Origin of the sequence: Aestuariibaculum lutulentum (assembly GCF_032926325.1) — a bacterium.
GTDB classification, from domain to species: Bacteria; Bacteroidota; Bacteroidia; order Flavobacteriales; family Flavobacteriaceae; genus Aestuariibaculum; species Aestuariibaculum lutulentum.
This window is the reverse complement of the sequence record NZ_CP136709.1, coordinates 1,363,475-1,386,251: the sequence shown is the minus strand read 5'-3', so window position 1 is coordinate 1,386,251 and position 22,777 is coordinate 1,363,475. Positions and strand designations below refer to the sequence as shown.

At 30.8% G+C, this 22,777-nt stretch carries 22 protein-coding genes; all 22 read left to right on the top strand.

The genetic code is table 11. From position 1 onward, the window contains the following. Window positions 1-23: 23 nt before the first annotated feature. The 22 genes from R1X58_RS05940 (at window position 24) to R1X58_RS05835 (ending at window position 22,776) form a co-directional block, all read left to right on the top strand. Window positions 24-1,712: a DUF6909 family protein gene (locus R1X58_RS05940; RefSeq protein WP_240572439.1), complete on the top strand. Its 1,689-nt coding sequence runs from the start codon at window positions 24-26 to the stop codon at window positions 1,710-1,712. 11 nt (window positions 1,713-1,723) lie between these two features. Next, window positions 1,724-2,791: a hypothetical protein gene (locus R1X58_RS05935; RefSeq protein ID WP_240572438.1), complete on the top strand. Its 1,068-nt coding sequence runs from the start codon at window positions 1,724-1,726 to the stop codon at window positions 2,789-2,791. Window positions 2,792-2,796: 5 nt separating this feature from the next. Further along, the gene (gene rfbB, locus R1X58_RS05930; protein ID WP_240572685.1) at window positions 2,797-3,843 is read left to right on the top strand and encodes a dTDP-glucose 4,6-dehydratase; all 1,047 of its coding nucleotides are present in this window, start codon (window positions 2,797-2,799) and stop codon (window positions 3,841-3,843) included. Continuing rightward, window positions 3,844-4,710 (top strand): glucose-1-phosphate thymidylyltransferase RfbA, encoded by an 867-nt coding sequence (gene rfbA, locus R1X58_RS05925; protein ID WP_240572437.1) that lies wholly within the window; start codon window positions 3,844-3,846, stop codon window positions 4,708-4,710. It begins immediately after the preceding gene. After that, window positions 4,710-5,255 carry a dTDP-4-dehydrorhamnose 3,5-epimerase gene (gene rfbC, locus R1X58_RS05920; RefSeq protein ID WP_240572436.1) on the top strand — a complete coding sequence of 182 codons (546 nt, stop codon included), beginning with the start codon at window positions 4,710-4,712 and terminating at the stop codon, window positions 5,253-5,255. The genes rfbA and rfbC overlap by 1 nt, the downstream gene beginning before the upstream one ends. Next, entirely contained in the window at window positions 5,252-6,103 is an 852-nt protein-coding gene (rfbD, locus tag R1X58_RS05915; protein WP_240572435.1) for a dTDP-4-dehydrorhamnose reductase, read from the top strand. Before rfbC ends, rfbD begins: the two co-directional genes overlap by 4 nt. 193 nt (window positions 6,104-6,296) lie before the next feature. Beyond that, window positions 6,297-7,415 carry a GDP-mannose 4,6-dehydratase gene (gene gmd / locus R1X58_RS05910; protein ID WP_240572434.1) on the top strand — a complete coding sequence of 373 codons (1,119 nt, stop codon included), beginning with the start codon at window positions 6,297-6,299 and terminating at the stop codon, window positions 7,413-7,415. Between the two features lie 5 nt (window positions 7,416-7,420). Beyond that, the gene (locus R1X58_RS05905) at window positions 7,421-8,506 is read left to right on the top strand and encodes a GDP-L-fucose synthase family protein (RefSeq protein WP_240572433.1); all 1,086 of its coding nucleotides are present in this window, start codon (window positions 7,421-7,423) and stop codon (window positions 8,504-8,506) included. Then, window positions 8,499-9,296 (top strand): 3'(2'),5'-bisphosphate nucleotidase CysQ, encoded by a 798-nt coding sequence (gene cysQ, locus R1X58_RS05900; RefSeq protein WP_394804322.1) that lies wholly within the window; start codon window positions 8,499-8,501, stop codon window positions 9,294-9,296. Before R1X58_RS05905 ends, cysQ begins: the two co-directional genes overlap by 8 nt. Next, window positions 9,296-9,754 carry a DUF2061 domain-containing protein gene (locus tag R1X58_RS05895; RefSeq protein WP_240572431.1) on the top strand — a complete coding sequence of 153 codons (459 nt, stop codon included), beginning with the start codon at window positions 9,296-9,298 and terminating at the stop codon, window positions 9,752-9,754. The genes cysQ and R1X58_RS05895 overlap by 1 nt, the downstream gene beginning before the upstream one ends. Further along, window positions 9,709-10,311, top strand: a complete 603-nt coding sequence (cysC, locus tag R1X58_RS05890) for an adenylyl-sulfate kinase (protein ID WP_240572430.1) — start codon at window positions 9,709-9,711, stop codon at window positions 10,309-10,311. The genes R1X58_RS05895 and cysC overlap by 46 nt, the downstream gene beginning before the upstream one ends. Continuing rightward, a complete protein-coding gene (gene cysD, locus R1X58_RS05885; protein ID WP_240572429.1) occupies window positions 10,304-11,209 on the top strand; it encodes a sulfate adenylyltransferase subunit CysD in 906 nt (301 codons plus the stop codon). Before cysC ends, cysD begins: the two co-directional genes overlap by 8 nt. Before the next feature lie 53 nt (window positions 11,210-11,262). Further along, window positions 11,263-12,516, top strand: coding sequence for a sulfate adenylyltransferase subunit CysN (gene cysN, locus R1X58_RS05880; RefSeq protein WP_240572684.1), 1,254 nt, complete (start codon window positions 11,263-11,265; stop codon window positions 12,514-12,516). Between the two features lie 48 nt (window positions 12,517-12,564). Next, complete coding sequence (locus R1X58_RS05875; protein ID WP_240572428.1) at window positions 12,565-13,917, top strand: flippase; 1,353 nt, start codon at window positions 12,565-12,567, stop codon at window positions 13,915-13,917. A gap of 34 nt (window positions 13,918-13,951) precedes the next feature. Beyond that, the gene (locus R1X58_RS05870) at window positions 13,952-14,854 is read left to right on the top strand and encodes a glycosyltransferase family 2 protein (RefSeq protein ID WP_240572427.1); all 903 of its coding nucleotides are present in this window, start codon (window positions 13,952-13,954) and stop codon (window positions 14,852-14,854) included. Between the two features lie 6 nt (window positions 14,855-14,860). Continuing rightward, entirely contained in the window at window positions 14,861-15,829 is a 969-nt protein-coding gene (locus R1X58_RS05865; RefSeq protein WP_240572426.1) for a sulfotransferase family protein, read from the top strand. A gap of 65 nt (window positions 15,830-15,894) precedes the next feature. After that, complete coding sequence (locus tag R1X58_RS05860) at window positions 15,895-16,734, top strand: sulfotransferase (RefSeq protein WP_240572425.1); 840 nt, start codon at window positions 15,895-15,897, stop codon at window positions 16,732-16,734. 40 nt (window positions 16,735-16,774) lie between these two features. After that, window positions 16,775-18,028, top strand: a complete 1,254-nt coding sequence (locus R1X58_RS05855; RefSeq protein ID WP_240572424.1) for an O-antigen ligase family protein — start codon at window positions 16,775-16,777, stop codon at window positions 18,026-18,028. Beyond that, on the top strand, window positions 18,015-19,313 hold the full coding sequence (locus R1X58_RS05850) for a glycosyltransferase (RefSeq protein WP_240572423.1): 1,299 nt from the start codon (window positions 18,015-18,017) through the stop codon (window positions 19,311-19,313). The genes R1X58_RS05855 and R1X58_RS05850 overlap by 14 nt, the downstream gene beginning before the upstream one ends. Beyond that, window positions 19,291-20,376: a hypothetical protein gene (locus R1X58_RS05845; protein ID WP_240572422.1), complete on the top strand. Its 1,086-nt coding sequence runs from the start codon at window positions 19,291-19,293 to the stop codon at window positions 20,374-20,376. The genes R1X58_RS05850 and R1X58_RS05845 overlap by 23 nt, the downstream gene beginning before the upstream one ends. 10 nt (window positions 20,377-20,386) lie before the next feature. After that, window positions 20,387-21,655, top strand: coding sequence for an O-antigen ligase family protein (locus R1X58_RS05840; protein ID WP_317293011.1), 1,269 nt, complete (start codon window positions 20,387-20,389; stop codon window positions 21,653-21,655). Next, window positions 21,655-22,776, top strand: coding sequence for a glycosyltransferase (locus tag R1X58_RS05835; RefSeq protein ID WP_240572420.1), 1,122 nt, complete (start codon window positions 21,655-21,657; stop codon window positions 22,774-22,776). The genes R1X58_RS05840 and R1X58_RS05835 overlap by 1 nt, the downstream gene beginning before the upstream one ends. Window position 22,777 lies beyond the last annotated feature (1 nt).

Here is a 22,777-nt window from a genome sequence, read left to right as displayed (position 1 = left end):
TATTTGGCCGAATATTAAGACGTATGAGTAATAGAAAACATCACGAAAGAACACGAGCTCAGGAGAGTTCGAACGCCATTGAGCGGATGTATATTACTATGCGTCATTTGTTTAACCGTGGGTTTTATAAACCTATGGGGGTTTCTGGTGAAACGTTAAGACAAGCTTTGCTGCTTTTGCGTCCGGAGATTTACGGATCTATTGGTGATGAAAAAGCTGAGTTGGAAGGCTTACTTTATGTCATTGATCGTCTTCCAATGGGTATTGAAGAGTGTATGTTCATCAATTTAACAAGTGATGAAGGGTATTTAAATTCTCATTTTAAACCTATTATTCCTTCAAAACGTCGTCGTAATTGTTACCGCATAGATGCTGAGCAAATGAATATTGAAATTACGCGCGGCCGATCTGAGATTTACGATATTTTAACGCATTTAACGTTCTTGTTTGTTGAATCGCATAAAATAAGTAAACGTGTCGTAATTAACGAATCCGGGGCGACTACACGTGATTGGATGAAGCTTGAAAAGGCAGTTCTGTTGAATAAAGAATTATCTCAGGAAGAACGCGAAGTAGCCATAACACATACTGCAAATATTTTAGGAAGAACGTTTAATGAGTTGATGACGGTTTACAATCAGTTTGCGATTGAAAATCAACCTGAGCGTTTTTTGCATATTATTTATTGGCTGGGTAAATTAGCCATCGAGGAGCAAACAACAAACAATAAACGTACAGTTACGTTTAGCCCGATGCTTAGAGAGCGTATAGGTCACCATATTCACGGTGAAATCTGGTCAGATAATATCAAGGACATTCTTTTTAAGGAAGGACTTTTAGAGCGTCCAATTCATATCATAAGTGCTAATATGCATAGTGTAATGAATACTTTATTTGCTCCGAATGCATTGAAAGCATTAGTAGCTAAAGAAGATATTTTTAGGGTTTACGAAGCCATTAGTAAAAAAGAAAATGAACAGCTTCGAAGTAAAGTGAATAAAGAAGCGTTACAACGAGGTATGATTTATGTTAAAGATACCTCAGGAACAAATATAGATGTTCAAATTTTTGATACTAGTAAAATAGATGTTTCCAAAATTGATATTCCGGTAACATCAAGTTATATTGTGGAAAATAAGCCTGTAATTTTGGTAATGGATTATGCCTTTGGGGAACAAGCCTATGAAACCATAGATGAGCTTTTAAAACCGTTCAAAGTGAAGGGTAAGAACGTCCACTTAAATGTGGAATCGATTTCTATTATGGGTAAAGCAGGTATTTTACAAGGCGGTAAAGGAGATATTATGATTCCGTCTGCCCATATATTTGAAGGTACCGCCGATAATTATCCATTTGAAAATGAGCTTAAAAAAGAAGATTTAGAAAATCAAGGGGTCAATGTTTATGATGGAGCGATGATTACCGTTTTAGGGACTTCATTACAGAATAAGGATATTTTGAAGTTCTTCCATAATTCTACCTGGAAAGTTATAGGTTTGGAAATGGAAGGTGCACATTATCAAAAAGCCATTCAGGCAGCTTCAAAAGTAAGGGGAAGCATTGGTAAAGATGTGAAGGTAAGATATGCCTATTACGCCAGTGATAATCCGCTTGAAACAGGAGCGACTCTAGCATCCGGAGGATTAGGAACTTCAGGTGTTAAGCCAACATATTTGATAACAAGAAAAATATTAGAACAAATTTTCAATTAATAATTTAATGTATGAGTAAAGAATTGCAAACGCCACAGCAATCATCGGAAGAAGTCGATTTAGGACAGTTGTTTAAGTTAATAGGTAATGCTTTCGATCGCTTTTTCAAGTTTATCGAATCTATTTTTAAAGGCATATTTCATGTTGTTTTATTGCTGTTAACCCATTTTTATAAGCGTTTTGTATGGTATGTAGGAGCTGTTGTTTTAGGTGTTGTTGCTGGATTTATAATTGATAAGAATTCAGATACCCTTTATGGAGCTAATATGTATATTGAAACGAATTTTAACTCTGCTAGACAAGTTTATGAAAACTTAAAAGAAATGCATCAATTAGCTTATGAAGATAAGGATAGCATTGAATTGGCCAATAGATTAAACATAACACCTTCAGAAGCAGCTAGCTTAAAGGGTTTTTATATAGAGCCTGATATAGATGAAAATAAGCGATCTGAAATGTACTCTCTTTATTTTAGTAGATTGGATTCGATTACACAATTGGAAATGACCTATGATAAGTTTAAGGACGCATTAACGGACTATAATTTTAATATTCATAGGATAGGTGTAGCTTCCATTAATAAATCAATATTTAAAAAAATTGAAAAAAAATTTGAGGAAGAATTGGTAAATAATACGTATTTAGAGGAGTTAAAGAATGTTAATCAGGAAAACTTAACACGTAAAGAACAGTCGTTATCTATTCAGGTAAAAAAAACAGATTCTTTAATTGATATGTATCTAAAAATACGAATGAAGGAATCTGATAAAGAAGCAGGAAATCAATCTGGTACAACGTTATATATGGGAGATGCTGATTCTGGTAATTTAGTGGTTGACGAGTCTAAAGTTCTTGATAAAAGATTAGATTTAGAGAGTCAGTTAAGAGGAGTTTTCAAGGATAAGGTTGAGCAAGATCATGTTGTAAATGTTTTAGCGGGATTCCCTAAAACAGGTTATGATATAAGTGATTGGACCAGTAAGAAGAAAATTGTATTGCCTATAGTGTTATTAGGATTAACTTTAATATTATTTGTTTTATTAGGAATCTCTAAATATATAAAAGAACAAACCAAATAAGATTTATAATGAAAATTTTAATAACAGGAGGAGCAGGATTTATTGGTTCGCATGTGGTTAGGTTATTTGTTGAAAAATATCCAGACTATCTTATTTTTAATTTAGATGCCTTGACCTATGCTGGGAATTTGGAAAATTTAAAAGATGTTGAAGAAAATACCAATTATAGATTTGTAAAAGGGGATATTAATGATCCAGAGTTTGTTAATAAATTGTTCAAAGAACATCAGTTTGATGGCGTTATTCATTTGGCAGCTGAATCTCACGTAGACCGCTCTATTAGTGACCCTTTGTCTTTTGTAAAAACAAATATTATTGGAACGGTTAATTTATTAAATGCAGCTAAAGAGTTATGGGCTAATGATTTTGATAAAAAGTTGTTTTATCATATCAGTACGGATGAAGTCTATGGTACCTTAGGAGAAACAGGTCTGTTTAAAGAAACAACATCGTACGATCCTAATTCACCATATTCTGCTTCAAAAGCGAGTTCAGATCATTTTGTTAGAGCTTATGGAGAAACATATGGTTTGCCATATATTATAACGAATTGTTCAAATAATTATGGACAAAATCAGTTTCCAGAGAAGCTGATTCCCTTATTCATAAATAATATTATTAATAACAAACCACTTCCTGTTTATGGAGATGGCAACTACACACGTGACTGGCTCTATGTGAAGGATCATGCCTTAGCTATTGATTTAGTGTTTCATAAAGGAAAACATAGAGAAACCTATAATATTGGCGGCTTTAATGAATGGAAGAATATCGATTTGGTAAAGGTTTTATGTGACCAGATGGACAAGAAATTAAACAGACCATCTGGAACTTCTGAACAACTTATAACTTATGTTAAAGATCGCCCTGGACATGATTTAAGATACGCTATTGATGCTTCTAAAATAAATACCGAATTAGGGTGGAAACCATCAGTAACTTTTGAAGAAGGTTTAGATATAACGATTGACTGGTATTTAAACAATGAAAATTGGTTGAATAATGTCACTAGTGGGCTATATAAAACCTATTACGATAAACAATACAGTTAAATGAAGGGAATTATACTAGCAGGAGGTTCTGGTACGAGATTACATCCATTGACTTTATCGGTAAGTAAGCAGTTGATGCCTATTTACGATAAGCCTATGATATACTATCCGCTATCAACACTTATGTATGCTGGAATTCGCGAAGTATTGATTATTTCCACACCTAAAGATCTACCACTTTTTAAAGATTTATTAGGTGATGGTAAAAAGTATGGTTGTCGATTTGAATATTCTGTACAAGAAGAACCTAACGGATTAGCAGAAGCATTTATCATCGGCGAAGGTTTTATAGGAAATGATAAGGTGGCTTTAATTTTAGGAGATAATATATTTTATGGGACAGGTTTAGCAAAATTATTACAGGCTAATAATGATCCTAATGGAGGTATTATTTATGCCTATAGAGTCAATGATCCGGAGCGTTATGGTGTAGTAGAGTTTGATTGCAAAGGTCAAGCCATTTCAATAGAAGAGAAACCAGAACACCCAAAATCATACTATGCTGTCCCTGGTATTTATTTTTATGACAATTCAGTGGTTGAGATCGCTAAAAATATTAAACCTAGTCATCGAGGTGAACTTGAGATAACCGACGTCAATAAAGCCTATCTTAAACAAAAGAAGCTTCATGTGAGCATTTTAGATAGAGGGACTGCCTGGTTAGATACGGGTACGTTTCAATCGTTGATGCAGGCCTCTCAATTTGTAGAAGTCATTGAGGAGCGTCAGGGGCTTAAAATAGGTGCTATTGAGGGAGCTGCGTACGAAATGGGATACATTAATGAAGAGCAGTTTAAAGCTTTAGCAGAGCCTTTATTGAAGAGTGGTTACGGAAAGAATTTATTGGGCTTATTGAATAAAAAATAATGATTGTAAAAGAAACAAAATTGAAAGGCTGTTTTGTTATTGAGCCTAAAATTTTTAATGATAGCAGAGGGTATTTTTTTGAGAGTTTTAATCAAAAAACATTCAATGAACTTACAAATCAGAATGTGAATTTTGTTCAGGATAATGAGTCGTTTTCGTCAAAAGGTGTTTTAAGAGGTTTACATTTTCAAAGAGGAGAACATGCTCAAGCCAAGTTAGTAAGAGTTATTAAAGGTTGTGTTTTAGATATTGCCGTTGATATTAGAACGGATTCTGAAACTTTTGGAGAATATGTTGCTTTAGAATTGACACAGGACAATAAAACGCAGTTGTTTATTCCTAGAGGTTTTGCACACGGATTTGTGGTGTTAAGTGATACCGCTATTTTCTCTTATAAATGCGACAATTTCTATAATAAAGGCTCTGAAGGTGGCATCATTTTTAATGATAAGGTCTTAAATATCGATTGGAAATTACCAGAAGCATCTCTTATTATTTCAGATAAGGATTTAGAGTTACCAAAATTAAAAGACGCTAAGCTATGATTAATGTTTTAGTAACAGGTGGTAATGGGCAATTGGCAACTTGTATCAAGGATGTTGAGGTCGAATATGATAATTTAAACGTTCTTTATGCCGATTCGAAAGACTTGGATATATGTAACTTAAACCAAGTACAATCGTTTTTTAAATCACATGATATTGATTATTGCGTTAATTGTGCAGCCTATACGGCAGTAGATAAAGCTGAAGACGAACAAGAATTGGCGTTTAAGGTAAACGCCGAAGGAGCTAAAAATTTAGCTTTAACTTGTGAGGAGCATCATGTCGTTTTAATTCATATCTCAACGGATTTCGTTTTCGACGGGTCTAAAAGAGAACCTTATACAGAAGAGGATCAACCAAATCCGATTAGTGTATATGGGGCTTCTAAATTACAAGGCGAAATTGAAATCCAAAATATACTAAGTGAGTACTTTATTATTAGAACGTCTTGGTTGTATTCTGAACATGGCAACAATTTTATGAAAACGATGCTACGTTTAGCCGAAACACGTGATGAAATTTCTGTAGTTGCCGACCAAAAAGGAACACCAACTTATGCTGGTGATTTAGCTAAGGTGATACTTGAAATTATTGGTAAGGCATCAAAGGATTTTGGTTTGTACCATTATAGTAATCAAGGAAAAATTAGCTGGTATGATTTTTCTAAAGCGATTTTTGAGGAATCTAAAATTAACATGCAAGTGAATCCTATTACTTCAGAACAGTTTCCAGTAAAAGCAAAACGACCAGGATATAGTGTTTTGAATAAAGAAAAAATAAGAAGTAAATTAAATATAGAAATCCCTGATTGGGATTTAAGTTTAGAAAAAGTCCTTTCAAAAAAATAATTAGGCTTATCTAAATTTACTTTATTTTATGAGTGAAATAAAAAATATTTCTTAAAATAATGAGAAAAATAGCAATGATTAGTTATTTTATTGTTGATGTGTTAATACCGTGTTTTAAGTGATATGAATAATATGAATAATCTTGCAAAAGGGAGTTAAAAGGCTATTTTTGCATAGAAATTTTTAATGATAAATGAAAAAAAAAGTTGCTTTAATTACAGGGGTAACAGGTCAGGACGGGGCCTATTTAAGTGAGTTCTTACTAAAAAAAGGGTATGAAGTTCATGGTGTTAAAAGGAGGTCGTCTTTGTTTAATACTGATAGAATAGATCATTTATATCAAGATCCACATGTTGAGGATCGTAATTTTTTTCTTCATTATGGTGATTTAACCGATAGTACCAATTTAACGCGTTTAATTCAGGAAGTACAGCCAGATGAGATATACAATCTAGCGGCTATGAGCCATGTCCATGTATCTTTTGAAATGCCTGAATATACCGGAAATGCGGATGGTTTAGGAACCTTACGTTTACTGGAAGCTATTCGCCTATTGGGCATGGAGAAAAAGACCCGTATTTACCAGGCTTCAACTTCAGAATTATATGGTAAAGTTCAAGAAGTACCTCAAACCGAAAAAACACCGTTTTATCCAAGAAGTCCTTACGCAGTTGCTAAAATGTATGCCTATTGGATTACCGTAAATTATAGAGAAGCATATGGTATTTATGCTTGTAATGGTATTTTATTTAATCATGAGTCTCCTATTAGAGGGGAAACCTTTGTGACGCGTAAAATAACCAGAGCTACTTCGCGAATAGCATTAGGTTTACAGGATAAATTTTATTTGGGAAATTTAGATGCACAACGCGATTGGGGACATGCTAAAGATTATGTGAGAATGATGTGGATGATTCTTCAGGCTGAAGAAGCAGAAGATTGGGTAATAGCAACAAATAAGACCACTACGGTTCGCGATTTTGTAAAAATGAGTTTTGCCGAAGTAGGTATAGAATTAGAATTTATAGGAGAAGGGGTTGATGAAAAAGCATTTGTTAAAGCGTGTAATAACTCCGAGTATCAATTACCAATAGGAAAAGAGGTATTAGCTGTAGATCCTAAATATTTTAGACCTACAGAAGTGGATTTGTTAATTGGTGATGCTACTAAAGCAAAGGAAAAACTTGGTTGGGTGCCAGAATACGATTTACCAGCCCTAGTTAAAGATATGATGCAGAGTGATGTTAAACTCATGAAAAAGGAGCAATATCTTAAGGATGGAGGTTACCAAATCATGAACTATTTTGAGTAAACCTTATGAACAAAAATGCTAAAATTTATGTAGCTGGTCACCGAGGTTTAGTTGGTAGTGCTATTTTAAAAAATCTTCAATTAAAGGGCTATTCAAATATTGTAACTCGGACCCATAAAGAGTTGGATTTAACTAATCAGGTTGATGTTGCTTCTTTTTTTAAGGAAGAAGAACCTGAATATGTGTTTTTAGCAGCAGCCAAAGTAGGAGGAATTGTTGCTAATAATGTTTATAGAGCTGACTTTATTTACGAGAATATGATGATTCAGAACAATGTGATTCATCAAAGTTATATTCATAATGTAAAAAAGCTGTTGTTTTTAGGAAGTACCTGCATTTACCCTAAATACGCGCCTCAACCCATGAAAGAGGAGTATTTGTTAACCGATACTTTGGAGTACACTAACGAGCCTTATGCCATCGCAAAAATAGCGGGTATTAAAATGTGCGAAAGTTATAATTTGCAATATGGCACGAATTTCATTTCGGTGATGCCAACCAACTTGTATGGTCCCAATGATAATTTTGATTTAGAAAAGTCACACGTATTACCAGCGTTGATTCGTAAAATACATTTGGCGAAGTTATTATCCGAATCAAAATACGATGAAGTTGTTAAAGATTTAGGGGTTTCAACTATTGAAGACGCTAAAGCCTATTTATCAAAGTTTGGTGTTTCTGAAAATAGTGTTGAAATATGGGGTTCAGGAAATCCTAAACGCGAATTTCTGTGGAGTGAAGATATGGCTGATGCCTGTGTGTTTTTAATGGAAAACAGAGATTTTAAAGACTGTCATCCTTCGCTTACATGTCATTCTGAACTTGTTTCAGAATCTTTTTCCATAGGAGCAGAAATCCGAAACACTCACATTAATATCGGAACTGGAACCGACGTGTCTATAAAAGAACTCGCCGAGACGATAAAAGACATTATTGGATTTAAAGGAAATTTAGTATTTAATACTGATAAACCTGACGGAACCATGAGAAAGCTTACAGATGTATCTAAGCTAAATAACTTAGGGTGGAAACATAAAATCGAATTAAAAGAAGGTGTAGAAAAAATGTATTCGTGGTATGTTAATAGATAAAAATTTAAAAATAGCAATTACAGCTGCATTAAAAGCCGGAGAGGCTATCCTTAAAATATACAATAAGGATTTCTCTGTAGAATATAAAGAAGACGAGTCGCCTCTTACCGAAGCAGATTTAGTTTCCAATAAAATTATTGTAACCTTACTTCAAGAAACTAATCTTCCAATTATAAGTGAAGAGAATAAACAATTACCTTATTCCATTAGGAAGGAATGGAAACAATGTTGGATTGTAGATCCAATAGATGGTACTAAGGAGTTTATAAAAAAGAACGGAGAGTTTACGGTTAATATAGCCTTAGTAGAAAATGGAATTACTAAGTTAGGTGTAATTTATGTTCCAGTAACCAAGGAATTATATTATACAAACGAAAGTAAATCTAAGGCCTATAAGACTGTATTTGCTGATAATATTGAAGATATTAATGGCGTTTTGTTTAAAGAAGAAGATATACTAAAACCTAATCAAGAGGTTAATGGTATAGTTAAGGTAGTAGGGAGTCGTTCTCATATGAATGAAGATACATTGAATTATGTAGAAGGCTTAAAGCATAATGGAAATGACATAGAAATAGTATCAAAAGGAAGCTCTTTAAAGTTTTGTTTGGTGGCTGAAGGACAAGCAGATGTATACCCTAGATTTGCCCCAACTATGGAGTGGGATACAGCAGCAGGACAAGCTATTTGTGAGGCCGTCGGACTTAAGGTTTTGAATCAAACAACAAATGAACCAATGAAATATAATAGAGAAAATTTACTTAATAATTATTTCTTGGTAACAAAGTAATGCCTTTAAGCCTATCTAAAAGACATATCGCTAAAGCCATTACTTGGAGGATTGTAGGAACTATCGATACCATAGTTTTATCTTGGATAATTACAGGAAATCCTTTAACTGGTTTGAAAATTGGAGCTTTTGAGGTTATTACAAAAATGCTTTTGTATTATTGTCATGAGCAAGTTTGGTTTAAAGTCAAAATAAAAGAAAGTAAAAAAAGACATCTGCTAAAAACAGTTACATGGAGATTATTAGGGACAATAGATACCATGTTGTTAGCCTGGGTAATTTCAGGAAATCCGTTAACGGGTTTTAGTATAGGCATTGCTGAAGTACTAACAAAAATGATTTTATATTATTTACATGAAAGAACATGGTATAAAATAGATTTTGGTATAGAAAAAAGAAGACGATTAAAGGAATGGAAAAAAACATCACAGCACACGAGTACAAAATCACTAGATTAGAACGCCAACAATTAAATGGCCATAATTCTTTTTTAGTGTTTTTTACAGGTTTATCAGGTTCAGGTAAGTCTACATTAGCTAATGCTTTAGAGGAAAAATTACATGAATCTAAAGTACATACTTATGTTTTAGACGGTGATAATGTGAGACGCGGAATTAATAAAAATTTAGGATTTTCACCTGAAGACCGGTCTGAAAATAACAGGCGAATAGGAGAAATTTCAAAGTTATTTATTGATGCTGGTGTTGTTGTATTAGCTGCTTTTGTAGCGCCTTATGAAAAGGATAGAAAGTTTATAGGAGAAACCGTTGGCGTTGAAAATTTCTTTGAAGTATTTGTAAATACAAGCCTTGAAGAATGTGAAAAGCGCGATGTAAAAGGGTTGTATAAAAAGGCAAGAGCAGGTGAAATTAAGAATATGACCGGTATTTCAGCACCTTATGAAACCCCAGTGAATCCTGATGTTGAGGTGTCTCATTTAAATACAATAGAAGAATCTGTTGAAATTATTTTTCAAGCGATTAAAGATAAATTAGAATTAAAAACACATGAGTAAGTATTATTTAAATTATTTAGACGAGTTAGAGTCTGAAGCCATTTACGTTTTAAGAGAAGTATGGGCACAATTTCAAAATCCAGTGATTTTATTTTCAGGAGGAAAGGATTCAATAGTAGTTACTCATTTGGCAAAAAAGGCCTTTTACCCTTCTAAAATACCTTTTTCTTTAATGCATGTCGATACGGGGCATAATTTCCCTGAAACTATTAAATTCAGAGACGATTTAATTGAAGAATTAGGTGTTAATTTAATTGTAGGATCTGTTCAGGAATCTATAGATGAAGGTCGTGTAGCAGAGGAAAAAGGTAAAAATGCAACACGTAATGCCCTACAAATAACTACACTTTTAGACGCTATAGAGTCTAATAAAGTAGATTGTGCTATTGGTGGCGGTCGTCGTGATGAAGAAAAAGCAAGAGCTAAGGAGCGTTTCTTTTCGCATCGAGACGATTTTGGGCAATGGGATCCAAAAAACCAACGTCCAGAGCTTTGGAATATCTTTAACGGAAAACATTTCGAAGGCGAACATTTTAGAGCATTCCCAATTAGTAACTGGACAGAAATGGATGTCTGGAATTACATAAAAAGAGAAAATATAGAAATACCATCACTTTATTTTGCTCATGAAAGAGAAGTGGTTTGGCGTCAAAATTCATGGATTCCTAATTCAGAATTTTTAAATCTTGAAGAAAATGAGGAGGTTGTTACGAGGAAAATACGTTTTAGAACCTTGGGAGATATTACCATAACAGGAGGAATTGAATCGGATGCTGATACGGTTGAGAAAATAGCTCAGGAAGTATCAGCTATGCGTCAAACTGAGAGAGGAAACAGAAGTGATGATAAACGATCAGAATCGGCTATGGAAGATCGTAAACGCCAGGGGTATTTTTAAAATTTAAAAACATTGTCATGCTGAACTTGTTTCAGCATCTCATTCAACATATTATGATAGATAATAATCAATTACTAAGATTCACAACAGCAGGAAGTGTAGATGATGGAAAAAGTACGCTAATTGGGCGTTTATTATACGATTCAAAATCTATTTTTGAAGACCAATTAGAAGCTATAGAAAATACTAGTAAACGAAAAGGTCATGAAGGAGTAGATTTAGCATTGTTTACAGATGGTTTAAGAGACGAACGTGAACAAGGTATTACAATTGATGTTGCTTACAGATATTTTACAACACCAAAACGTAAATTTATAATAGCAGATACTCCAGGACATATTCAGTATACTCGTAACATGGTTACTGGAGCATCAACAGCTAATGCGGCATTAATTTTAGTTGATGCACGTCATGGTGTTATTGAGCAGACTCGCAGACATGCTTTTATAGCATCATTACTTCAAATACCTCATATTATTGTTTGTGTTAACAAAATGGATTTAGTTGAGTATAAAGAGGAAGCTTATAATAACGTTTTAAGTCAATTTGAAGAGTTCTCCTCTAAGCTTTTAGTAAAAGACGTGAGATTCATTCCAATGAGTGCTTTGTTAGGCGATAACGTTGTTAATCGCTCTGAACATATGGATTGGTACCAAGGTGCACCATTATTACATACTTTAGAGACGATGCATATTAGTAGTGATATTAATAAGGTAGATGCGCGTTTTCCTGTACAAACCGTATTACGTCCACAACGCGAAGGGTTTATTGACTACAGAGGCTATGCCGGACGTATTGCAAGTGGTGTGTTTAGAAAAGGAGATGAGGTAACAGTCATGCCTTCAGGGTTTACATCAAAAATAAAATCCATTGATGCTTTTGACAAGGATCTTGATGAAGCTTTTGCTCCAATGTCTGTATCTATTACTTTAGAAGACGATATTGATATTAGCCGTGGCGATATGTTAGTGCGTTCCAATAATAAACCAGAGGCGTCACAGGATATAGAAGTAATGTTATGCTGGCTGAACAATACCGAAGCTAAACCGCGTGCAAAATATACCATTAAGCATACGTCTAATGATCAAAAAGCAATGATTAAAGAGGTGGTTTATAAAATAGATATTAACACCTTAGAACGTAATAGTGAAGATAAGGTTTTGAGTATGAACTCAATCTCTAAAGTTAAAATTCGCACCACAAAACCGTTAATGGTCGATTCATACAGAGAAAACAGAACCACAGGTAGTATTATTCTGGTTGATGATGCCACCAATGAGACTATTGCGGCAGGAATGATAGTTTAAAATCTTTTCAAATTCAACAAAAATAACTATTAATAAATAATTTCAAAATTGAATTTAGTAAAAGTAGCAAATAACTTGATAAAAAGTAATGGCTTTGTTAAATACGGTAAAAACACCATTTGGTTATTGTCAGAGAAGATAGTTAGGTTGTTGTCTGGGTTGTTAATAGGGACTTGGGTTGCAAATTATTTGGGTCCTGGAGAATATGGACTTTATAATTATGCTGTAAGCATTGCTACATTGTTTGCTTCTATAGCCTCTTTAGGTTTAGACGGTATATTGGTACGTGAACTCCTAAATAATAAGAATGAAGAGAATATTATTTTTACTTCTTTTGTTTTAAAATTAATTGGAGCAACGGTATCATTAATTTTAATTATAATTTTTTTACAAATAAGGCCTGAAAGTAATATTGTAACAAAACTTATTATTATTATGGCTTTGTCGACTTTTTTTCAGAGTTTTAGTGTTATCGATGTTTTTTTTCAATCGGTTGTAAAAAGCAGATATACTGTAATATCAAATATTACATCGATTATCTTAAGTTCTGTATTAAAAGTTATTTTAATTATGTCCGCATCTTCTTTAATAGCTTTTGCTTGGGTGCTTTTTGCTGAAAAATTAATTGCAGCAGTATGGATGGTATATTTTTTTTATAAAGATAAAGCCAATCTTTATTTAAAAAATTTAAAGTTCAGTAAACTACTTTCGGTTAGTTTACTAAAAGATTCATGGTTGTTAATATTTTCAGCAATTTCTATAACACTATACATGAAGATGGATCAAATTTTTTTAATGAATATGGTTAGTGAAAAAGCTGTAGGCGAATATGTTGCAGCTACTAGGTTGAGTGAGCTTTGGTATTTTATACCTTTAATAATATCCTCGTCACTTTTTCCTGCAATTATAAATGCAAAAAAGAGAAGTCAAGCTCTTTATCTTTTCCGTATTCAAAAGTTATATAATTTAATGGTTTTATTAGCTCTTTTGGTATGTATTCCAATTACTTTATTTGGAAAGTTTGTTATAGATTTTCTATACGGAATTGAGTATCATTCTGCTACACCTGTTTTAATGATTCATATCTGGGCAGGAATTTTTGTGTTTTTAGGGGTAGCAAGTAGTAAGTGGCTCATAAACGAAAATTTACAATCTTTAGTTTTTAAAAGAACTTTATTTGGGGGTTTTGTTAATTTAGGATTGAATTTAATTTTGATTCCTCATTGGGGTGCTATTGGAGCTGCAGTAGCAACTTTAATTGGGCAATTGTCCGCTAATTATTTATTTGATTTATTTGGAAGTAAAACTATTGAAATGTTTAAAATGAAAACCAAAGCTTTAATTTTGTTTTGGGATATTTCCTTGGAATTTAAAAACAATATTGTAAATAAGAAGTGTTAATTAAAAAAGGAACAGTGTTAATCTCTAATAATTTATGCAAGAAAACCCATTAGTATCAATTGTGATAACATCTTATAATCAAAGAAATCAACTTATAAGAGCAATTGAGAGTGTGCTAAATCAAACATATAATAATATTCAAATTGTTATTGCAGATGATTGTTCTACTAAAGATGATAGTAAAGATGTAATAAAACAGTATAAATTAAAATATCCCGATAAAATAAAACCTGTATTTCAAACTAATAATGTAGGTATTTCTAAAAATAAGAATACAGGATTTAAAGCATGTGATGGTGATTATATTACTTATTTGGATGGAGATGATTTTTACTATAAAGATAAGATTAAAAATGAAATAAAAGTTTTTGAGGATAACACTTGGGCAGATATAGTTTATTCGAATTTTGTTTTTACAGACACAGAAGGTAAAATAAATAAACAATGGGCAACGTCTAATTTTAAGGCTATAGAGGGTAATATATTCAATGAAGTCTATGCCAGAGCTTTTCCGAAAAATACACTTTACAGATGTGAATTAACAAGAAAAGGTATTCTTAGCTCGATTAATTACTATGATGAAAGCCTTAGAACATATGAAGATTGGGATTCTAGAATTCGAATGACTAAAACTTACAAAGTTGCTTTTAGTGATTATGTTGGTTGTGCATATGTTCAGGATCCTTCAGGTATATCCAAGACCTCAAAAAGGAAATTGTTGTTAGAGGATATGAAAAAGGTATATTTAAAAAATATTGATTTGTTAGGTAATATTCAAAAAGAAGATAGAAAGGTTATAGAAGATAAAATGAAGGAATATTTTTCTTTAAATGAATCTAAAACAAAAGGATTTTCAGCTCTTTTTTATCATATTTTGAATTATCCTCTTAAGATAGGAGGTTATAAGGCATTGATGACTAATTTGTTAAATAAATAATTTTTTATGACAAATCCTATTTTTGTTTTTTCATTACCGAGGTCTGGCTCTACTTTATTACAGCGTGTTTTAATGACGCATCCTGATATTTGTAGTGTTGCAGAACCTTGGATATTATTACCCTTTTTATATTCGAGAAAAAAAAAGGGTGTTTTAGCTGAGTTTTCTCAACTAGGATCCAAGAAGGCTATAGATGATTTTATCAACAACTTACCTAATAAAGATGAGGATTACAATAAGGAATTGGGCTGTTTCATAAAAAAATTATATGAAATGCAATGTAGTAACGGTGAAGTATATTTTTTGGACAAAACTCCGCGATATCATTTAATTATTCCTGAAATTGTTGAATTATTTCCTAAGGCAAAATTTATATTTTTATTTCGTAATCCTATTCATGTAATGACTTCAATTATGGAAACTTGGTGTGATGGAGGTTTTTATGGGCTGTTTAGTTATAAAATTGATTTAAATAGAGGAGTGCCTAACTTGGCTAATGGGTATTTGAAAATTAAAGATAAGGCATTAGCAATATCATATGAAGAGTTAATTCAAGATTCAGAAAATACCACAAAAATTATATGCAAGTATCTTGATTTGAATTTTGATCCTAACATGCTTGAAAATTTTTCAAGGCAAAAAACGAAAGGAAGAATGGGAGATCCGATAGGTGTAAAAAGATACTCTAAGATAGAAAAGGATTCTCTTCAAAAATGGAAGAGAGTATTAAATAATCGTTATCGAATTAATGTAATGAAAAAGTATATAATAAGTTTAAATAATGAAGATTTGATTATACATGGATACGATAAAAATTTGTTGTTGGAGGAATTAGCTAAACTTAAGCCGAAAAGAATTATAAGTGTAAAGGATTGGTTTTATGTATTAATTGGCAATTTTATTTTAAAATATAAACTAAATATTTTTTTTGGTAGAGAAACTGGTAAATTGACAAAAAACAAATATTTTTCTTAGTTCATTTTGTTAGATAAAAGACTAAATAAATAATTTGAAATATTTAATATGATTAATCCTTTAAAATGAAAAGTAAGAATTTTAAGAAGAATATACAAAGAGTAATAAAAATCGTATCACCTAAATATGAGCAGTTTATTTTTCATATATGGTATAACAGAACAAAGCGGTTACTATTTAAGACGCCTGAGAATAAATTTATTTTTATTTTGTGCCCTCCATATTGTGGATCTACTTTAATAAATCAGGTGGTGTCTTCATCTTCAAAAGTATCCGTTAATAATTTTTTTGGCACAAGGGAAGGGCAGCAATTGCCAACTCTGAGAACAATGATGTTTGATAATGAAAATAGGTGGGATGAAAATTATGATCATGATTGGAAGTTTATAAAAAATGAATGGATGAAATATTGGGATATTACAAAACCATTTCTTTTAGAAAAAAGTCCTTCAAATATTCTCAGAGCTGAATCAATTGACGAAGTATTTGCAAATTCACATTACATAATTACCTACAGAAACCCATATGCCCATTGTGAGGGTATTATGAGACGAAATAAAGCAACGGCAGAATATGCTGCCAACTTTACAATTAAATGTTTGTATCACCAAAAGAAGAACATTGAAATGCTACAAAATAAAGTAGTAATGTCATACGAAGAAATTACTACAAATCGAAATGAATTTAGAAACAAGATTATATCTATGTTACCTGAATTGAATGATATTTCTGTTGACAAAAAATTTAGTGCTCACAATCAGTATAATAAAAATTTAGAAATTAGTAATTTGAATCAGAAGCAAATAGAAAAATTAAGTAAACAGGATTTGATAAAAATAAATAATATTTTCTCTAAAGAAGAGGAGTTACTCGAATATTTTGGTTACAAATTGATTAATTTCTAAGAGAAAAGGGAATTTAAAAAAAGAAAAAAGTATAATTTAAATGAACTTTATTGATCGACTGCTTTTATTTACCTTTCCGTTTATGGATGTTGGTTTTAATGCTTTTGGTGTACCCTTTCGCCTAGGGGAATTGACTTTTTTTTTAACTTTTTTGAGACTCATTGATTTAGCTCCAATTCTCAACATTTCAAAGGTACATAAGGCAGGATTAGTTTTGATTTTTTTGATGGTTACTAATCTTATTCTAACAATTTTATTTTCGAGATTTGAAAATATAGATAGTCCATTTTATGTCAAATATATATTGAGAAATGCCTTATATCTTCTTGTAATGATATCATATTTATTAAAGCCAATTAAATTTGATAAAATAAAAGGAGAGTCTTTTATAAAATATATTTTATATGTTATTCTGATATTTTATATAATAGAATATATTGATTTTTATTTGGTATCTTTAAACTGGGATTCAATATTTGTTAGTAGGCAAGGCAAAAGTATTTTTGGTAATTTTATAATAAGATTTTCAGGTCCTTCTTCGGAACCTGCTTACATAATCCCTCTTTTATCTATACCCTTAATGTATGGTTTACAAACAAGAAAATTTAAGGTTATAATACTGTCTTTAATTTTAATGATATTGCCATTTTCTTCATTTGGTTACGTTGCTATAGTATTTGCTTTATTATATTTTTTAAATAATATTGTTGATAAAGAACTAAAAAGGAAGATATGGAAAGGGGTTTTTTCAGGAATGGTGTTTTGTTGTATTTTATGTATTTTATTTTTTAATAGAATAAGTGAAATATTCGCATACAATTGGTTGAAATTTCAAGCTTATTTTGGATTAGGTGATGCATACGAATGGTCTGCATCTCAAAGAATAGGTCATGTGAAATTGGCATTTAATTTATTTTTGGAAGCACCATTTATTAATATGCTTTTTGGTAATGGTACAGGATATTATAGTAAAATGAGTAAAGAATTTACAAAATATTATTTAGATGATGCAGAAGAAGCCCATAGTTTGTTTTTTTCAACATTAACAGATAGAGGTTTCGTGGGGGTTTTATTACTTCTATTTATGTTTTATGCTATTACAAAAATTAGAATACCTAGAAATATTTCAGAACAGAATAAGTTTTTTTTTATTGCAATAAAGTTTGGTGTTTTGGTAAGAATGCTTCATTGGGTTTTTACGGGTATGCTATGGCAATATTATTTTTGGGTGGAAGTAGCTATTTTACTTTCTGCTAGTATATATTATATAAAAGTATTTAATGAAAACCAATAAAATAGATTTTTCAATAATAACTATATGTTATAACTCTGTAAATACAGTTGAGAAAACAATAAAAAGTGTAATATCTCAGTCTCACGAAAATTATGAATATATAATTATAGATGGAGGATCTAAGGATGGTACTTTAGAAATAATCAATAAGTACAAGGGTAAAATAAGTCTTATTATTTCTGAGCCTGATGATGGAATTTATGACGCATTTAACAAAGGAGTAAAATTGGCAAAAGGTAATCATATAGGTATTTTAAATTCGGATGATACATATAACTATAATACATTAGAATTAGCCTTTAAGTCAATAAAGAAAAAGCCTTTAGCAATTATTTACGGGAATACTTGTTTTATTGATGAAAATGATGTTGTTTTTTCTCAAAATGATGGGGATTTTGGTAATAGTAAATTGAAAAGAGGGATCGGTTTTATGCATCCAGCCTCTTTTGTCCCAATGGAGGTTTATAATAAAGTTGGGTTATATTCAGTTTCAAAAAATTTATTTATTGCTAGTGATGCAGATTTTTTATTAAGATGTTATAAATTTGGAATAGAATTTTATAAATCAGATTTTAAGGTGTTTATGAGGACGGGAGGTCTAAGTGAAACATCATTTTATTTAGCACATAAACAGTATTTGAATTCATTGTTCGACAATGGTATAATTGATAAAAAGGAGCTGTTTATAGAGAAAAACAAATTGCTTTTTAAGAGCATTTTAAAGCGATTTTTAACAAGAAAAAATGTTGCTAAAATAAAGCTTCAAATATGGATTGTTATTGTTTCGATATTCAACTTTTTAATTAGATATATTCCTTTTAATTTTTTTAAAAGGAAACTTTTAAAAATTTCAGGAATCAGTTTGGGGTCAAATAGTTATATACATAATTCAACTTTTTTAAGTCTAGGTAAATTATCTGTTGGCGATTTTACAGTAATTAATCCCAAATGTATAATTGATAATAGAGGAGAAATTAAAATAGGTAGCAATGTTTCCATTGCGCACTACTGTAAGATTTATACAACTGGGCATGATGTTAATTGCTCATATTTTACAGGAATTAAAAAAGCTGTCGTAATAGAAGATAATGTGGTTTTATTTTCAAATTGTATAATTCAACCAGGTGTAACTTTGGGAAAGGGATGTGTTGTTTTTCCTGGTTCAGTTGTTACCAAAGATGTACCTCCATTTACCATGGTAGGAGGAAATCCTGCAAAATTAATTGGACAAAGAAATAAGAACTTGAATTATAGAATTGACTATGGGTTTAGGTTCATTAAATAATTCTTTTACCCACTTTCACTTTCTTTGTACTAATTATGGTAGTAATAAAGATGGAATAGGCCATTACACTTCTAAGGTCGTTAAAGAGTTAGGGAAATCAAAAGGAATTTTGATAGATGTTTATTCTGGTAAAACTGAAGAACTTTCAAAATTTGAATTAGTGTTTTCGTTTATAATGATTAAAGAAATCATAAAATTGATAAGGGCTACTTATAAAAGAACAAATGAAAATATAATAGTTTTAGAATATCCTTTTGTTGAATATAATCCTCTAATTTTAATTTTTCTTGCCATATTAAAAAGTTTAGTTAGAGAAAATAGTATGATTGTATTATCTCTTCATGAATATAAGCGAACACAACTTTTAAGGAAATTGTTTATAAAATTTCTCTTACCAATGGCAGATGTTGTTTTATATACAAAACAGGAGGATGTGGAGACCTTTAGGAAATACAATAGCATTAACTTCAAAAAAAGAATTATTCCAGCTAATATTGAGCCTGATTTAAAGGAATTAAGAAAAGAAGTAAATGAAAATGAATTAAATGTTTGTTTTTTTGGAATTGTTAATTATAAAACTAAAGAAATTAAAGAAATGATTGATGGATGGGAAAAGTACGTCCAGCTTAATTCGTCAAATAGGACGATTAAAAAATTTCATTTTATAAGTAGTTCGAATGATAATCAAATCAAATCAAATCCTAATATAATTTATCATTATAATTTGGACGATTTAGAGGTTTCGAGTATGCTAAAAAAGATTCATTTTGTTATATTACCATTGAAGCCAGAGATTTCTATTAATAACGGAAGTTTGGCAGTAGCCTGTATTCATAAGTGTATACCAGTTGGAGTTTTTCAAAAAGAATATTTTCAAAAAGGTTTTGGGGTATCTATGAAAGATTATTCCGTTAATTCTTTTTTTCAAACATTTCAAGATATTGATAGACTTAATAATGAAAAGATTTTGCTTAAATCTGAGTTAGCTTATGATTATGGAAAATCAAAATCAATAGTTAATTGTGCTAAGTCTTATCTAGAACAATTGGAAAGAATAAATTAAATAATAAATTTTGAGTTTTAGAATGGAGTGCGATAAGCAAGATAAATATAATTTAATATTAAAATTCTTATTTTTTTTAGTAGGTTTTAGCATACCTTTTTCTTATGCATTCAATAGTATCGCTATAGGTTTATTGTTTTTATTTTCCTTTAAATTTTTTAGTTTGGACAAATATAAAAATGATATAATTATAAAAATTGGATATTTACCACTACTTTTTTTTGTTGTGTTTTTACTTCAAGTGCTTGGTGTTTTTTATTCACAAGATATAAATAAAGGTTTGTCATATGCTATACAGAATATCGTTTTTGTATTATTTCCAATAATCTTTTTTAATTTGTCTACATATTTAACCAAAGATAAAATTAGACTAGCTGTTTACGGTTTAATATTTGGAGTAAGTGCTATTTTGATAAGTATTTATATAAATATATTTATTGAAATTTTTAAAAAAAATCTAGAATTTAACACTTTGCTTACTAGATTTACGAGAGTTGGGTTTGTTAAATATGGAATTGAGGAAATTCATCCTCCATATTTGGGAATTCTCACAATTTTTTCTTTGGTAGTTCTTTTGCATGTTAAGTTGATTAAGAGGAAAAGTCTAGATTATATTTTAAGAGGCTTTTTATTTTTGTTTTTAGGGTGTTCTTTGTACGGAATATCATCCATTATGTCTGTAATAGTTTTATTTATTTTTTTAATTACAAGTATAATTTTTTTATCCAAGAGTATAAAATTTAGAATTTTAACAACATTGTCATTCTTTGGAATTTTTATTATAATTTTGATTAATTTAAATAGTATTAGAATTGTTACTAAGGATTTCCCAGGTAACAGTTTATTGGGAAGAATTCAGTGGAGCATATTTAAAGGTAAGGGAGATACTTCTAGGCCAGAAAACTGGAAAAGTGTAACAAATGTTATAAAAGATAATTTGTTTTTTGGTGTTGGTTCTGATGGAGGATTAAAAGATTTACAAAGTTTTAGAGATCCCAAAAGCGAATCTTTTAAATTTAAACATAATGCACATAATCAATATTTAGAATTTTTTTTAAGACATGGCATTGTTGGGTTTATTATTTATTTATTTATGTTATATGAATTAATAAGAGTGGCCTTTTATTCTAGAAATGAAGTTTTTATTTGGTTTTTAATTACTTTTCTTATTTCATCCATGACTGAGTCTTATTTGGTAAGACAAATTGGATTAACTTTTTTTACTTTTTATTCAATTTTATTCTATACTTATTATAAACCGAAAATAAACGAATTTTGATGAAGAAAGCACTGATACATGATTGGTATTATGTAAATGGAGGAGCAGAAAAGGTTCTTAAATCAATAAATAATATTTGGCCAGATTTTGATCATTATGCTCTTATTGATTTTTTAGATGAAAAAGACAGAAAAGAGATATTTTTAGGAGATAATAACTATGTTAATACATCTTTTATTCAGAAGTTACCTAGTGCTAAATCAAATCATCGAAAATTTTTAGAGTTATTCCCGTATGCTATTGAGCAGTTTGATTTATCTGAATATGATCTAGTAATATCATCATCAGCGTCAATAGCTAAGGGAGTTTTAACAAATGCAAATCAGTTACACATATCTTATATTCATTCTCCTATGAGATATGCGTGGGATTTGTACCATCCATACTTAAAAGAATCAAAATTAAAAGGCTTAAAGGCCTGGTACGCTAAACGTGTTTTAAGTAAAATTAGACTTTGGGATGTTTTAAGTACTAATAGGGTAGATTACCTGATAGCAAATTCTAAATATATAGCTAAACGTATTAAAAAGGTCTATAGAAGAGACTCAAAGGTTATTTACCCTCCTGTTGATATTTCTAGTTTTGCTTTAGAAATTAATAAGAAAGATTATTATGTTACAGCTTCAAGATTTGTTCCGTACAAAAAAATTGATTTAATTGTTGAGGCTTTTTCGAAAATGTCAGATAAGACTTTGATTGTGATTGGAGACGGACCTGAGCTCAAAAAAATCCAATCAAAAATGTCTGCAAATATAATTTTAACTGGGCATATAGAATTGTCAGAGGTCATATCCTATTTCCAGAAAGCAAAAGCTTTTATTTTTGCAGCTGAAGAAGATTTTGGAATTGTTCCTGTTGAAGCTCAGGCTTGTGGAACCCCTGTATTGGCATATGGAAAAGGAGGGGCATTAGAAACTATAGAAGATGGCGTTAGTGGAACTTTTTTTTATGAACAATCTGTTGATGCGATTATAAATGGGGTTGCTAAAATGAATAGTATAAAGTTTGAACCTGAAAGGGTTAGAGATAATGCAGAAAAATTTAGTAAAGAACGATTTGAAAAAGAGTTTAAAGAAACTGTAGAAGAGTTGTATAAAGATTGGAAAGAGAAAAATGGGTAAT